A 14,511-nucleotide genomic window follows, 5' to 3' on the forward strand; every position below is an offset into this window, starting at 1 on the left:
AACACATACTGCACAAAACAGCACATGCTGCGTAAACAATGCATACTGCATACACAGCACGTACAACTGTTGGAATATGTCAATTTGTGAACGGTATTTATGAACAGCATTTTCGCACAGCAGTTCCTGTGCGTGCTCCAATTAATATAAGAGGTGTCTATATGGATAAAAAGACAAATATTAAAGACATAATATCAATGGCCGGTGGCCTTGATTATATAAACCCTAAGGATATTCCTTCCATTGACCTGTACATGGATCAGTTGACCACCTTCATGGAGGATCAGCTTGGAAAGAACAGGCGCAATGACGAGGACAAGGTGATGACCAAGACCATGATCAACAACTACACAAAGAACAATCTTCTGCCATCGCCTAACAAGAAGAGATATTCTAAGCAGCACCTTATACTGCTCATTTATATATACTACCTGAAGAACATGCTCAGCATCAACGATATACAGACTCTGCTTGAGCCTCTTATAGATGGTTATTTTGATTCCAACAAGGACGGAAAGGATATTTCTGATATATACGCCCACTTGTATGAGCATCTATCCCAGCATTACGGTGACATCATCAAGGATATCGTGAGAACAGCCAACAAGGCTGATGCCATGTACGATCCTGAGAAGGACTCCTATCTCCACGATCTCAGCATGATCTCACTTCTCTCAGTTGATATATATGCCAAGAAGAAATATGTGGAGCATCTGGTAGACAAGCTCAGACAGGAATCTGAGGAAGATGCCAAGGCGAAGGCTAAAGCCCAGGCACAGAAAGCCAGAGAGCAGGCAGCAGCCAAAGCCGCAAAGGCTAAGCAGCCACAGGCAAACGCCGCAGCCGAGGGCAAGAAAAAATAGTCAGCTTACGCACAACCAACAAGTATTGCGACCAGATTTCACAGGACTCCAGCCTGTAACACAAATAAAACCCCTGAACGATAAAATGTAATCGTTCAGGGGTTTTGTCTGACTACTTGTCGGTTTTCTCGTTGCTCTGCTTGTCATTCTGCTGGAAGCTCTTCATTCTTGAAAATACAAGCTCATATCCGTCCTTGCCATAATTCAGGGATCTGTTGACCCTGCTTATCGTGGCTGTGGATGCTCCGGTCTTCTCCGCAACCTCCAGATATGTGTTGTCTTCCTTCAGCATCTTGGCCACTGCAAAACGCTGTGCTATAGATAACAGTTCATTCACCGTGCATACATCCTCAAAGAAATTAAAGCACTCCTCTTCTGTCTCCAATGTAAGTATTGCCTCAAACAGATCCTGTACTGCCTCTGTATGTACTGTTTTTCCCATGTCTAAGCTCCTTTTTGACTTTCACGACTTTAGCGTGATAAAGTAATATATACTATATACCACTTTCTTATAATTTGCAATCTTTTTTGATCCAGACTGAAAGGCCTCTTCTGTTGACATAGAACTCGCCACAGCCCTCGTCATCTATCTTGATGTCATACTTGGCATTACCCATGACATCTGCAAAATGTGCTCCCGCAAACTGTCTGCCCACATACATTCTCTTGGTGCCGCCCATTCCATCGGACATGACAACCGCAAGTCCTGAATCCTTGTGCTCCTCGTCGCCCTCTCTGGTCCATCCAACAACCTCGCTGTGATCAAAGTAGTCGTGCTGAGTTCCGTATGCATATTTCTTTCTGAGCTTGAGCAGCTTATTCAGTATCGTCTTCTTCGACTTTACCTTAACCTGTGGTATTCCCGCATAGTCGCCGATATACAGGCACGGATAGCCCTGCTCTCTGAGCAGTATGACCGCATACGCCAGAGGCTTGAACCAATCCTCAACGTACGATTCCAGAACTCCTCCGACCTGGGATTCGTGGTTATCTACAAATGTAACAGCCTTCTCCGGATTGCTCATCATAAGTGAACCCTTAAGCAGATCTGCCATGTTATACTCTCCATCTGCCACAGATGCATCGTGGAAATTGAAGTGCAATGGCACATCGAACATGGATGCCTCATTGTCTGTGGCCTTGATATAGCCATTCAGATATTCTGTATTCCAGTGCCAGAAATCACCGACAGCAAATATGTCCTTATGTACATATTCCGGAGCCTCATCTGTGCCCTTCTTCTTAGCGGCTACAGGGACATCAGATGTCGCTTCAATAAAATCCTTCACAAACCATGCAGGGATAGCCTCCGCCTCCTGGAATCTGAATCCGTCCACATCAGTGGTCTTCTCGTACCACTGAGCCCACGCCATGAGCTCGTCATACACTTCCTGATTGTAGAAATCAATCTCGCTTCCAATTATATAGTCATACTTGGAATATTCCTTGTCCGCCTCGTCATAATCCTTGCCCTCAAGAGCGCACACACGCTTCTTGAATTCTTCCTGCTTCCAGTCTATTCCCGCAAAATGCTTCCAGTTCCACTTGAACTTGGAATACTTTGACTTTCTTCCAGGGAATGTAAACTTTGAAAGTGCTCCCACAGTCTTCTTATTGCCGATCATCTGTGGAATATCTTTGGTGTTGAAGTCGGCTGCTGTAACCTTCTCTATCCTGTCAGCGCCGAGCTTCTGTCTGACCGCAATGTCCGCATAGACATTTATCCCCTGATCCTTCATAGCCTTTATAGCAGCTATATACTCATCCTTAGTTCCATATCTGGTTCCAACTGAACCCTTCTGGTCAAACTCTCCCAGATCATACAGATCGTACGGAGCATACCCCATATCTTCTTTGCCCTGTGCTCCCTTTGTAGCAGGCGGAAACCATACAGCCGTAGCCCCCATCTTCTTCAGAACCGCAGCGTCCTCTGCTGCCTTTTTCCATAAATCCTGGCTGTCGGTCGTATTCGCTGTAAAATACTGTACCAAAAGTCCGTTATCCTTCATCTCAATACCTCCGTTATTGGCTTTTAATCACCCTTATAAGTCATTATATCAAATCTGAATATATGAGTAAAGACCGACAAATAACAAAAAACATGCCCGCAGACTCCCCTTACCGGAGTGCCTGCAGGCATGCCAAAGACACTATGTACTGTAACGTATATATCTCGGATCACACACGCTGATCCATGCATGTATACACCACAGCTTATAGCTGTATTACATATTCTTGATTCTCTCTATAGCCTCAACTGTATTCTCATAAGTTCCGAATGCAGTAAGTCTGAAATATCCCTCACCGCTTGGTCCGAATCCTGAACCTGGGGTTCCGACTACATTTGCATTCTCAAGCAGATAATCGAAGAAATCCCATGATGACATGTTGTTCGGTGTCTTAAGCCAGATGTATGGCGCATTTACACCGCCTGATACAGTGTAACCCGCATCCTTGAGTCCCTGTGAGATAACCTTTGCGTTGTTCATGTAGTATGCGATCTGAGCCTTTGTCTGAGCCTTGCCCTCGTCTGAGTACACCGCGTCTCCTGCTGCCTGAACAATGTATGGAGCGCCATTGAACTTTGTTCCATGTCTTCTTGCCCACAGGCTGTGCATTGACACGCCATCTGCGTCCTTCAGATCCTTTGGAACTACAGCATAGCCAAGACGTGTTCCTGTGAATCCTGCGTTCTTAGAAAAGCTCTTGAGCTCGATAGCACATGTCTTTGCGCCCTCGCACTCATATATTGTATGAGGAACATCCTCCTCGCTGATATATGCCTCGTATGCAGCATCGTAGATGATGACTGCTCCGACCTTATTTGCGTAATCTACCCACTCCTGAAGCTGATCCTTCTTGATCGTTGCTCCTGTAGGGTTGTTTGGGAAACACAGATATATGATGTCAGGTGTCTCCTTTGGAAGCTCTGGCGCAAAGTTATTGTCCGCAAGACATGGCATGTAAATTACATCGCTCCACAACTCTGTGTTCTTGTCGTATGTTCCTGTTCTTCCTGCCATTACATTTGAATCAACATATACAGGGTATACAGGATCACATACTGCGATCTTGCTGCCTGCTGTAAATATCTCCTGGATATTTGCTGAGTCACTCTTTGCCCCGTCGCTGACAAATATCTCATCAGCAGATATATCCACGCCTCTGTCAGCATAGTCGTTCTTTGCTATGGTGTTTCTGAGGAACTCGTAGCCGAGATCAGGAGCGTATCCCTTGAATGTCTCCGCAACTGCCATCTCGTCTACAGCCTTGTGAAGGCGCTCTATGATAGCCGGTGCAAGTGGCTGAGTCACATCACCGATACTGAGTCTTATAACTTTCTTGTCAGGATGTGCTGCGCTGTACTCTCTCTGCTTTCTTCCAACTGTTGAGAAGAGATAACTTCCCGGAAGCTTTAAATAATTTTCATTTGCCTTAAACATATCTTTCCTCCTAATATATATCAGTCCAGCCTTCAAATACTTCCCTTGCCGGTCCTGTCATGTACATAGTTTCATTCTGCCTGTCGTAATCAATATCCAAAGTTCCTCCAAGCAATGAGACCTTTACCGAATCTCTCGTCCTGCCGGCAGCTATCCCCGCCGCCACAGCCGCACACGCGCCTGTACCGCACGCAAATGTCTCGCCGGATCCGCGTTCCCACACGCGCATCCGCATATGATCTTCGTCAACGATCTGGACAAATTCTACATTTGTCCTGTTCGGGAACATGGGATGCGCCTCCATCTCAGGCCCCAAAGTCTCCATCTGACAGACATATATATCATCCACCCACACAACCGCATGGGGATTGCCCATGGATACCCGGACAAAATCCACAGTTTCATCAGGCAGAACAGCCGTCTCGACAGCCGCACCTATATCAGGTCTGCCCATATCCACACACACCGCAGCCACTCTTCCATCCTGCAGAATGCATCTGAGCCGTTTTATACCCGCCTGTGTCTCCACAGTAAATTCCGTCTTCTCCGTCATTCCATGGTCGTATACATACTTGCCAAGGCATCTTATGCCATTTCCACACATCTCTGCCCTGCTGCCGTCCGCATTGTATATATCCATATTAAAATCAGCCCTGGCCGAAGATCCTATAAGTATCAGTCCGTCGCCCCCAATGCCCCTGTGCCTGTCACTGACAAGCCTGGCAAGGATCTCCGGATCATACACCTTTTCTCTGAAGCAGTTCACGTACACGTAGTCATTTCCAAGTCCTTCCATCTTCGTGAATCGCAATAGAAAGCCTCCCTCTTGATCTGTTTTAGAAACAATCTGAATTATCCAGTATCATATATGCCATCTCGACTATATTTATACCGTTATCCATGCTCTTCTTTTGCAGATATCTGTGAGCGCCCTGTTCATCATACTCAAAGTCATGCATAAGCTTGAGCTTTGCCGCCTTGATGACCTTCTTCTCTTCCTCGGTTCTCTCCTTTGGCCTGGACTTTCTCTTTTTTCTCTCCCACAGAAGATTCTCTATGGTGAGACTTACGGTATTCACAAAGTCCATCGACTTTATCGGCATAGACAGACATACCACGCCGCTGTCCCGGACTTCCTCATAATTCTTCTTGCTGCTGAGCACGATCATGTCAAAATATTTCGGAATATAATTCTCAAGATCTGAATACATCATATCCAGGAATTTATATCCACATATTATGACTCCATCGTCACACGCATCCGCAGCCTGCGCCGCCTGGGCTCCGGTTGTACACACCTTTGTAACACTTATACCATTGCGAATGAGCAGGTTCTTTATACTCTTTGCTTCCTCTATTTTCGGAAAAACTATTATAACATTTACCAAATCAAAGCCCTCTCAATCGTGTACGTATAGCTATTATCAAATATATAGGTAAGCAGACCTTTCGCTCCGCTTACCTATACTACTCATCATTTTATATTGTTCGTGTATAAGATCAGACTTTGTACAGATAGTTTGAGATTTCCCAGTCTGTAACCTGTCTTGTGTACTCATTCCACTCATCCATCTTGGCACTTGTATATCTCTCGAAGATGTGTGAACCAACTGCCTCCTTCATGAAGTCGCTCTCGCTCATGGCAAGAGTTGCCTCTCTGAGGTTTGCAGGAAGGCTGTGGATACGACGTGCCTTCTTCTCCTCTGCAGTGAGGTTGAATATATTTGTATCTACACTTGGTGGAACTGGAAGCTGACGCTTGATTCCGTCAAGTCCTGCTCTAAGGCATACTGCCATGGCAAGGTATGGGTTAGCTGTTGGATCCGGACATCTGAGCTCAACTCTTGTTCCTGCACCACGTGCACTTGGAATTCTGATAAGTGGACTTCTGTTCTTTGCTGACCATGCGATGTAAATAGGAGCCTCATAGCCTGGAACAAGTCTCTTGTATGAATTTACAAGTGGGTTGGTGATGGCTGTCATCTCCTTCATATGCTCCATGATTCCGGCGATGAACCAGTAAGCCTCCTGGCTAAGTCCGAGCTTATCGTTCTCATCTGCAAATATGTTCTTGCCATCCTTCTGGAGCGACATGTTCATATGCATACCTGAACCGCATACGCCATACTTTGGCTTTGGCATGAATGTTGCGCAGAGACCATGTCTCTTGGCAATAGTCTTTACAACCAGTTTGAATGTCTCGATGTTGTCGGCGGTTCTCAAAGCCTCACCGTACTTGAAATCTATCTCATGCTGTGCAGGAGCTACCTCATGGTGTGATGCCTCGATCTCAAATCCCATCTGCTCAAGAGTAAGAACCATATCTCTTCTCGCATTCTCACCGAAATCCAGTGGTCCAAGATCAAAATAGCTTGCTCTCTCGTATGTGTTAGTTGTAGGCATTCCGTTCTCATCTGTCTGGAAGAGGAAAAACTCACACTCAGGACCTACATTCATAGTGTAACCCATCTCTTTTGCCTCAGCCAGAGCTCTCTTAAGTACATATCTTGGATCGCCCTCAAATGGTGTTCCATCAGGCTTATATACATCACATATAAGTCTTGCAACCTTTCCCTGCTGTGGTCTCCAAGGGAATGTCTCATATGTATCATAATCAGGATACAGATACATATCTGACTCCTCAATTCTCGCAAAGCCCTCTATAGAAGAACCATCGAACATGATCTTGTTGTCAAGTGCCTTCTCTATCTGGCTTGAGGTTATCGCTACGTTCTTAAGGTCACCAAAAATATCTGTGAACTGAAGTCTTATAAACTCAACATCATCTTCTTTGACCTTTTTCAGTATGTCTTCCTTTGTGTATTTTCCCATCGTTATACTCCTTTTCTACACATTGTTTGATCCTCTGCATGTAAATCCCTATGAGATTTTCTCATAGCTAGAGTTATAATAAACTTTGACAGAACTTTTGTCAACACAGATGAACGGTTGAGCAAATGTATATTCTGTCATAATTCTCTATCGAAGATCTCTCTTCCTGAATGTCAACCACGTTGCCACTATCATCACCGCGCCATACGCAGCGGCCACTGCCAGGGATATTCCAGCATGGCTCCAGTCTATATCGACCTGGCTCATCTCCCTCACAGAGCTGAACGGCATATAGCCCAGTATTTTCTCCAGAACATCCGACTGGAACAGCACAGGCATGATCTGCACGCCGAGATCCACCAGGAAAAACAGCAGCAGATTCACGGATACGGACGCTGCCTTGGACGTCAGTGCAAACGCAAGGAACACGCATGTCATATATAACATCGTAAGCACAAATCCCTCACACGCCACCGATCTCAGCATATATCCCGCCACATCCATGGTAAATGCCTTTCCAAAGCCTCCACAAATGCATCCTCCTACGGTATACACAAGTATGTCTTCAAGAGAAAGTATCCAGATCGCCACTATATATACTATGATCTTCGCAAGCATTATATGTGCTCTGCTGTGTCCCTGGGCTATCGCACACTGGATATCCCTGGACTTGTAATCGCTGGTGATGAGCGACGCCGCAATAAATCCAAACAGCATGCCCGACACCGAGCTTCCGGAAAACGAGCCCAGCAGATACTGGAACTGAAAATCTCCCGTGAGTTCTATTCCGAGAATATCTCCAACCAATCCCACCGAGATCAGATATATTATATCCTGGACAAAGAAAACTATCAGGCACACCCTGAAGCCCAGGCTCTTATACAGCTTATAAAATTCAGCCGACAACAGTTCACGCATAATGAGCACCCCCTATCCTGTGAATAAAGTAGTTCTCAAGGCTCTCCTCCTCGAGATGGTACTCACTGACAAACACCCTCTCATTGTAGAGAACCCATGCCAGCTCGTCTGAATTTACCGGCTGGTCCACGATTATCTCATCACCATTCACATACACATTCACTATATTGTATCTCATAGCAAGTATATCAAGCACCTTCTTCACATCATTGGTGCGCAGTCTCAGTCTTCTGTGACACTTCGCATCAAGCTGCGCTGCGGAGAGGCAGTCTATGATCTGTCCTCTGTCTATCATTATGTAGTCCGTTGCCAGCTCGTGAAGCTCTGTGAGTATATGGCTTGATATAAGTATCGTCACGCCAAACCTCTGATTTATCTGCTTGAGAAGATTTCTTATCTCAACTATTCCAACCGGATCAAGCCCGTTTATAGGCTCATCCAGGAGCAGAAGATCCGGACCTGACAGCATGGCACAGCCAATTGCCAGTCTCTGCTTCATTCCCATCGAATAGTTTCTGAATTTCTTCTTACCAACACCCTGCAGTCCAACGTTTGCTATGGTCTGGTCGATGAGCTTGTCGTTCTTTATCCCCCTCAGCTTCATATTAAGCTTTATATTGTCTCCAGCATTATAATTGTCGTGCAGTCCGGCATGTTCACACACCGTTCCTATCCTCTTTCTGGCATTCACCAGCCCCTTACTGTCACTGGCGCCAAATAACTCTATCTCTCCCTCGTCAGGAAACAACAGACCATTGATATGATTGATCATGGTCGTCTTTCCTGCCCCGTTCTGTCCTATAAAGCCATATATCTTTCCCCTTTCAAGAGATATATTGACATTGGACAAAACAGTATTCTTTCCAAATGTCTTCGTGAGTCCGCTTACTCTCACAACATTCTCTGCCATTTATTCCCCACCTTTCTGTCCTCATAAAATACGCCTACAGGAAATAATATTCTATGAATTTACACAAAAACCCGTCATCCAGCACATAGCTGAACAACGGGTCCTTTATATACTTATCAATGATAAGAATTAATCCTGAACGTATGGTAATATTGCGATCTGTCTAGCTCTCTTAACAGCAATTGTGATTGCTCTCTGATGCTTAGCACATGTTCCTGTGATTCTTCTTGGAAGGATCTTACCTCTCTCTGAGATATACTTTCTGAGTGCGTTTGAATCCTTGTAATCGATCACAGCCTCTTTATTAGCACAATACTCGCAGACTTTCTTTCTTCTACGGATATTTCTTCTCTTCATTGGAGCGTCAGCTCTATCAGTCTTATTGTAAGCCATTGTATTTACCTCCTATTTTACTTGAATGGTAAATCGTCCTCAATACCTTCCGGTATACTCATGAAGCCCTCAGCTCCTGCATTGCCAGGTGCCGGTCTTCCTGCTGGCTGATATCCACCGCCTGATGCCTGTCCGCTTGCAGCCTTGCTCTCAGCAAACTCCTGCTCCTCAACAACAACATCAGTTGTGTACACCTTGTTACCATCCTTATTCGTATAGCTTCCAGTCTGGATTCTACCTGTTATAGCAATCTTCGTTCCCTGCTTCAGGTACTTCTCTGCAAACTCAGCGCTCCTGCCAAATGCAACGCAGCCGATGAAGTCTGCACTCTGGTCGCCATTTCTATTGAATCTTCTGTCTACAGCCAATGTGTATCTTGCAATAGCCATCTGGCCATCACCTGTGTTTGACTGTGAATATCTAACTTCCGGGTCTCTTGTGAGACGACCCATCAATATTACCTTGTTCATTATAGAATACCTCCTATTACTCGGCGTCTAATCTAACGCAAAGATATCTAAGAACTGATTCCATAATACGAATGTTAGCCTCAAGCTGAGCTGGAACTCCAGCCTCTGCATCAAACTGAATGAAGTAGTAGTATGCTTCGCCCATCTTCTGAATCTCGTAAGCAAGCTTCTTGAGTCCACACTCGTTAACTTCTGTAATTGTTGCGTTAGCCTTCTCAATATAAGACTTAACCTTATCAACTACAGCTGTTCTGGCTTCCTCATCAATCTTTGCACTAACAACTAAAGTTAATTCATATTTGTTCATTACATTGCACCTCCTTATGGTCTCTGGCCCACAGTCATCTGTGAGCAAGGAAAATATGATTAATACATCACAAGTTCAGATACTATCATATTTTTCCAGCCAATTCAAGCATTTTTTCTATGATCATCCCAAAAATTCTGTGGCATGCTTTCTCGACCACAAAGGGAACATGCTTCTCTGGCATCTGTAGTTCTCTCTCTGCTCCACGCTCACCGCGCTGAAGAATGTTCTCCACATATCTGTGTAATCATCCTCCATATATTCTGCACTGCCCAGCGTCTCCATCTCCTGATCTGTAAGCCGCCTCACATACATATCCGAATCCACCGGATGCACCACGGCGTAACGTCTGCCATCATCCACTATCAGCCAGTATTCTGACGGCATCCTGTCCGCAAAATGACTGGCGACAAGAAGCGCAACATCGTCCTTTGGTTCTATATGACATACATACACCCGCCCCTGGACAGCAGTGAATCTGGCTATCTCCCTGAATAGATGTGCCTCGTTGCTCACACTCCGCCCAAGCTCCATGATACGCATCACCTCCGGACTTATGAGCATATGTTCCACCTTTCGGCCCTCGGCAAATGCCAGTATCAGATATCTGTACACAGTGTCCAGTGCATCCTCCTGATGCGACAATAGTGCATTGAATACGTTGCGGTACACCAGCCAGGATACCTTCTTCACAGACCGGGTAAACTTCTGCACCTTGTCCGCATCCGGCTCGACATGTATATAGTCAGCGAATATATCCAGTTGTTCCACAGGCTCCTTCATAAGCATCACATAGTCGTGTCCGACCTGCAGTGCCATACTCCACGCCTCATATATGCATGTAGCCATATCGTCATATCTGTCTCTGCATGTAAAAACCTTCATATTGTCCATAACTTCCACCTTCACGCCTTCATTCCTATATCAAATAAAGTCATCTGTCTATACTGTTCATTGCCGTGTGATGCCTGCCAGTTCTCTCCCCGGCTCAGATCCGTCATCTCCCTGACAATGTAATCCCTCTCTATAGGGATCCTGTACATCATACGTCCGCCACACGTTATAAAATAATGTGCTCTCTTAAGCACCACCCCCATCTTCTTCAGATTATCGAAATCCAGACTTCCGTATCTGCGGGCTCTCACTATCCTGCCCGCCGACTTCGGCCCTATGCCGGGAATCCTGAGAAGCAGATCATACGGTGCCGTCTGCACCTCGACCGGGAACTGGTCAAGATGCCTCACTGCCCAGTTGCACTTCGGATCCATTCTCTGATCGAGGTTCGGCTCGTTCTCAGACAATATCTCCTCAGCGTGGAATCCATAATATCTGAGCAGCCAGTCCGCCTGATACAATCTGTGCTCACGGAGCAATGGAACCGCCGTATCCAACGCAGGGAGTGCCGAGTCCTCGTTGATCGGTATATACGCGGAGTAGAACACACGCTTCAGATCGTATCGCTGATACAGTCTCTGGGCTGTGTGTATGAGCGTGTAATCCGACTCTCCGCTGGCTCCAACTATCATCTGTGTGCTCTGTCCCGCCGGGGCAAATGCCTGTCTCCTGTCTGTATCTCCAAACATGACAGGGAGGGGCGAAGAGGCAGCACCGATGTCTCTTTTATCAGAGATCATTCCATCTGTGAGTGCCTCTGCTGCTGACATCTGCAGAGCACCATGTCTTTCCTGCCCTGCCAGCTCTGCTTTGTATGCGGTCAGATCCTTCTGCAGATTCTTCTCATTGAATATGCTTCCAGTAAGGTATCTGTTGATACCGCTCCTCTCCATACGCGCAGTCTTGCCCACCGCCAGTCTGTGGGATTCTATAGTGCTGGTCAGCTTGCCCATGGGATCAAGTATGGTGTCAAAGCTCTTGTTCGGGGCAAGCTTCTTCAGACTCTCCTCAGTCGGCAGCTCCATATTAACACTTATCCTGTCCGCTAAATATCCCACCATGCTTATAAGCTCATCCGATGCCCCCGGAATGGTCTTCACATGGATATATCCATTGAACCTGTACTTCGTCCTGAGAAGATACAGAGTCTCACACATCCTCTGCATGGTGTATGTCGGATCCCTGAGCACACCGGAGCTCAGGAACAACCCTTCTATATAATTCCTCTTGTAGAACTCTATGACCAGATCGCATAGCTCCTCCGGTTCAAATGTCGCTCTTGGCACATCATTGCTTCTGCGGTTCAGACAGTACTTGCAGTCATATACACAGTGGTTCGTCATAAGGACCTTAAGCAGCGATATACATCTTCCATCCGCTGCAAAGCTGTGACATATACCACATGATACACTGTTGCCCAGGGCTCCCTTCTGTCCCTTCCTGTCCACTCCACTGGATGTACACGCCACATCATACTTCGCCGCATCCGCCAGTATATTCAGTTTTTCTTTCGTTGTAAGTCCTGTAATTATCTCGTTCATGCATAATATTATACGAACATTTGTTCGGCATTGCAAGAGGTAATTTCTGGTCGCCGGTTAAAGCATAATATTACTTATGGATGGCGCAGACAAAAAAGACCGGACACACTCTGAACGAATGTATCCGGTCTTCTCTATGCGAAAGGCTCTGGACTATGACAGTTCCTTTCTTCTATATGATCCTAAGCTATATCTTAGAGCTGTGGGCCTGCTGCAACTAATGCCTTACCTGCTGCATTACCCTCGTACTTAGCAAAGTTCTTCTGGAATCTTGCTGCAAGATCCTTAGCCTTTGTCTCCCACTCTGAAGCATCAGCGTATGTGTCACGTGGGTCAAGGATTGCTGGATCTACGCCAGGAAGCTCTGTTGGAACCTCGAAGTCGAACATAGGGATCTTCTTTGTAGGAGCCTCATTGATAGCACCACTGAGGATTGCATCGATAATTCCTCTTGTATCCTTGATTGAAATTCTCTTGCCTGTTCCATTCCATCCTGTGTTAACAAGGTATGCCTTAGCACCGCTCTTCTCCATCTTCTTAACAAGTTCCTCTGCATACTTTGTAGGATGCAGCTCAAGGAATGCCTGACCGAAGCAAGCTGAGAATGTAGGTGTTGGCTCTGTGATACCTCTCTCTGTACCAGCAAGCTTTGCTGTGAATCCTGACAGGAAGTAGTACTGTGTCTGCTCTGGTGTAAGGATTGACACTGGAGGAAGTACTCCAAATGCATCTGCTGAAAGGAAGATTACGTTCTTTGCAGCTGGTGCTGATGATATAGGTCTTACAATGTTCTTGATATGATCTATTGGGTAAGATACACGAGTATTCTCTGTTACGCTCTTATCAGTGAAATCGATCTTGCCGTTTGCATCAAGTGTAACGTTCTCAAGAAGTGCATTTCTTCTGATAGCGTTGTAGATGTCTGGCTCTGAATCCTTGTCAAGGTCGATAACCTTAGCGTAGCATCCACCCTCGAAGTTGAATACGCCGTTATCATCCCAGCCGTGCTCATCATCACCGATGAGGAGACGCTTTGGATCTGTTGAAAGTGTTGTCTTACCTGTTCCTGAAAGTCCGAAGAAGATAGCTGTGTTCTCACCGTTCATATCTGTGTTAGCTGAGCAGTGCATTGAAGCCATTCCCTTAAGTGGAAGGTAGTAGTTCATCATTGAGAACATACCCTTCTTCATCTCTCCGCCGTACCATGTGTTAACTATAACCTGCTCATGGCTTGTGATGTTGAATGCTACACATGTCTCTGAGTTAAGTCCTAACTCCTTGTAGTTCTCAACCTTAGCCTTTGAAGCATTGTACACTACGAAATCTGGCTCGAAGTTCTTAAGCTCTTCCTCAGTTGGCTTGATGAACATGTTTGTTACGAAATGAGCCTGCCAAGCAACCTCAACGATGAAACGGATAGCCATACGAGTATCAGCATTTGCTCCGCAGAATGCATCAACTACGAAAAGTCTCTTGTTTGAGAGCTCCTTCTTTGCAAGGTCCTTAACTGATGCCCATGTCTCCTCTGTCATTGGATGGTTATCGTTCTTGTACTCATCTGATGTCCACCATACAGTGTCCTTTGAATTCTCATCTACTACGATATACTTATCTTTAGGTGAACGGCCTGTATAAATACCAGTCATAACGTTAACTGCGCCAAGTTCACTAACCTGTCCCTTCTCGTATCCCTGAAGGTCAGCCTTTGTCTCTTCCTCGAATAACAATTCATATGAAGGATTGTGTACGATCTCTGTTGTGCCTGTAATGCCATACTTAGTTAAATCAACTGTTGCCATTTTTCTTAACTCCTTTTCTTTAAATGTATTTCATTGATAGGTGCATGTCGCCTGTACCCTGCCGGCACCGCAACTATACAGCACTCAATAATCTGAAAATAAATATGAACACTTTCTCTCATATTCAGTTGAAAGTATACC

Annotated in this window: 15 protein-coding genes; 1 reads left to right on the forward strand and 14 read right to left on the reverse strand. The window is 45.6% G+C overall.

The features are described from left to right. Positions 1-161: 161 nt before the first annotated feature. Positions 162-863, forward strand: coding sequence for a DUF1836 domain-containing protein (locus DXB91_RS03070; protein WP_055143830.1), 702 nt, complete (start codon positions 162-164; stop codon positions 861-863). 112 nt (positions 864-975) lie between these two features. On the opposite strand, the gene DXB91_RS03075 is transcribed toward DXB91_RS03070, so the two are convergent. From DXB91_RS03075 to pckA, 14 genes are all read right to left on the reverse strand, one after another. Beyond that, positions 976-1,305 carry a YerC/YecD family TrpR-related protein gene (locus DXB91_RS03075; RefSeq protein WP_015533300.1) on the reverse strand — a complete coding sequence of 110 codons (330 nt, stop codon included), beginning with the start codon at positions 1,303-1,305 and terminating at the stop codon, positions 976-978. 67 nt (positions 1,306-1,372) lie between these two features. Beyond that, positions 1,373-2,872 (reverse strand): alpha-amylase, encoded by a 1,500-nt coding sequence (locus DXB91_RS03080; RefSeq protein WP_117548549.1) that lies wholly within the window; start codon positions 2,870-2,872, stop codon positions 1,373-1,375. Between the two features lie 216 nt (positions 2,873-3,088). Next, a complete protein-coding gene (locus DXB91_RS03085; protein ID WP_118016782.1) occupies positions 3,089-4,306 on the reverse strand; it encodes an LL-diaminopimelate aminotransferase in 1,218 nt (405 codons plus the stop codon). Between the two features lie 10 nt (positions 4,307-4,316). Then, positions 4,317-5,117 (reverse strand): diaminopimelate epimerase, encoded by an 801-nt coding sequence (dapF, locus tag DXB91_RS03090; protein WP_118016783.1) that lies wholly within the window; start codon positions 5,115-5,117, stop codon positions 4,317-4,319. Between the two features lie 25 nt (positions 5,118-5,142). After that, on the reverse strand, positions 5,143-5,694 hold the full coding sequence (locus tag DXB91_RS03095; protein ID WP_070098466.1) for an ANTAR domain-containing response regulator: 552 nt from the start codon (positions 5,692-5,694) through the stop codon (positions 5,143-5,145). Positions 5,695-5,806: 112 nt separating this feature from the next. Further along, on the reverse strand, positions 5,807-7,138 hold the full coding sequence (glnA, locus tag DXB91_RS03100) for a type I glutamate--ammonia ligase (protein WP_118016784.1): 1,332 nt from the start codon (positions 7,136-7,138) through the stop codon (positions 5,807-5,809). 147 nt (positions 7,139-7,285) lie between these two features. Continuing rightward, on the reverse strand, positions 7,286-8,056 hold the full coding sequence (locus DXB91_RS03105; RefSeq protein WP_118016785.1) for an ABC transporter permease: 771 nt from the start codon (positions 8,054-8,056) through the stop codon (positions 7,286-7,288). Beyond that, positions 8,049-8,966 carry an ABC transporter ATP-binding protein gene (locus DXB91_RS03110; protein WP_118016786.1) on the reverse strand — a complete coding sequence of 306 codons (918 nt, stop codon included), beginning with the start codon at positions 8,964-8,966 and terminating at the stop codon, positions 8,049-8,051. The genes DXB91_RS03105 and DXB91_RS03110 overlap by 8 nt, the downstream gene beginning before the upstream one ends. 129 nt (positions 8,967-9,095) lie before the next feature. Further along, on the reverse strand, positions 9,096-9,359 hold the full coding sequence (gene rpsR, locus DXB91_RS03115) for a 30S ribosomal protein S18 (protein ID WP_015533306.1): 264 nt from the start codon (positions 9,357-9,359) through the stop codon (positions 9,096-9,098). Between the two features lie 17 nt (positions 9,360-9,376). After that, on the reverse strand, positions 9,377-9,829 hold the full coding sequence (locus DXB91_RS03120) for a single-stranded DNA-binding protein (RefSeq protein ID WP_022216615.1): 453 nt from the start codon (positions 9,827-9,829) through the stop codon (positions 9,377-9,379). A 16-nt stretch (positions 9,830-9,845) separates the two neighbouring features. Further along, the gene (gene rpsF / locus DXB91_RS03125) at positions 9,846-10,136 is read right to left on the reverse strand and encodes a 30S ribosomal protein S6 (RefSeq protein ID WP_015533308.1); all 291 of its coding nucleotides are present in this window, start codon (positions 10,134-10,136) and stop codon (positions 9,846-9,848) included. Positions 10,137-10,259: 123 nt separating this feature from the next. Next, positions 10,260-11,030, reverse strand: a complete 771-nt coding sequence (locus tag DXB91_RS03130; RefSeq protein WP_330416297.1) for a TIGR03915 family putative DNA repair protein — start codon at positions 11,028-11,030, stop codon at positions 10,260-10,262. 11 nt (positions 11,031-11,041) lie between these two features. Continuing rightward, on the reverse strand, positions 11,042-12,571 hold the full coding sequence (locus DXB91_RS03135; protein WP_118016787.1) for a putative DNA modification/repair radical SAM protein: 1,530 nt from the start codon (positions 12,569-12,571) through the stop codon (positions 11,042-11,044). A 194-nt stretch (positions 12,572-12,765) separates the two neighbouring features. Further along, complete coding sequence (gene pckA / locus DXB91_RS03140) at positions 12,766-14,370, reverse strand: phosphoenolpyruvate carboxykinase (ATP) (RefSeq protein ID WP_022216618.1); 1,605 nt, start codon at positions 14,368-14,370, stop codon at positions 12,766-12,768. Positions 14,371-14,511 lie beyond the last annotated feature (141 nt).

Source organism: Coprococcus sp. OM06-34AC (genome assembly GCF_003462545.1).
Lineage (GTDB): Bacteria > Bacillota > Clostridia > Lachnospirales > Lachnospiraceae > Coprococcus > Coprococcus aceti.

What these genes read in the sequence shown, in the direction of transcription:
- DXB91_RS03085 (WP_118016782.1), bottom strand. Translation starts at nt 4,306, where the DNA reads ATGTTTAAGGCAAATGAAAATTATTTAAAGCTTCCGGGAAGTTATCTC.
- DXB91_RS03105 (WP_118016785.1), bottom strand. Translation starts at nt 8,056, where the DNA reads ATGCGTGAACTGTTGTCGGCTGAATTTTATAAGCTGTATAAGAGCCTG.
- DXB91_RS03075 (WP_015533300.1), bottom strand. Translation starts at nt 1,305, where the DNA reads ATGGGAAAAACAGTACATACAGAGGCAGTACAGGATCTGTTTGAGGCA.
- DXB91_RS03130 (WP_330416297.1), bottom strand. Translation starts at nt 11,030, where the DNA reads ATGGACAATATGAAGGTTTTTACATGCAGAGACAGATATGACGATATG.
- DXB91_RS03120 (WP_022216615.1), bottom strand. Translation starts at nt 9,829, where the DNA reads ATGAACAAGGTAATATTGATGGGTCGTCTCACAAGAGACCCGGAAGTT.
- pckA (WP_022216618.1), bottom strand. Translation starts at nt 14,370, where the DNA reads ATGGCAACAGTTGATTTAACTAAGTATGGCATTACAGGCACAACAGAG.
- glnA (WP_118016784.1), bottom strand. Translation starts at nt 7,138, where the DNA reads ATGGGAAAATACACAAAGGAAGACATACTGAAAAAGGTCAAAGAAGAT.
- rpsF (WP_015533308.1), bottom strand. Translation starts at nt 10,136, where the DNA reads ATGAACAAATATGAATTAACTTTAGTTGTTAGTGCAAAGATTGATGAG.
- DXB91_RS03110 (WP_118016786.1), bottom strand. Translation starts at nt 8,966, where the DNA reads ATGGCAGAGAATGTTGTGAGAGTAAGCGGACTCACGAAGACATTTGGA.
- DXB91_RS03070 (WP_055143830.1), top strand. Translation starts at nt 162, where the DNA reads ATGGATAAAAAGACAAATATTAAAGACATAATATCAATGGCCGGTGGC.
- rpsR (WP_015533306.1), bottom strand. Translation starts at nt 9,359, where the DNA reads ATGGCTTACAATAAGACTGATAGAGCTGACGCTCCAATGAAGAGAAGA.
- DXB91_RS03080 (WP_117548549.1), bottom strand. Translation starts at nt 2,872, where the DNA reads ATGAAGGATAACGGACTTTTGGTACAGTATTTTACAGCGAATACGACC.
- DXB91_RS03135 (WP_118016787.1), bottom strand. Translation starts at nt 12,571, where the DNA reads ATGAACGAGATAATTACAGGACTTACAACGAAAGAAAAACTGAATATA.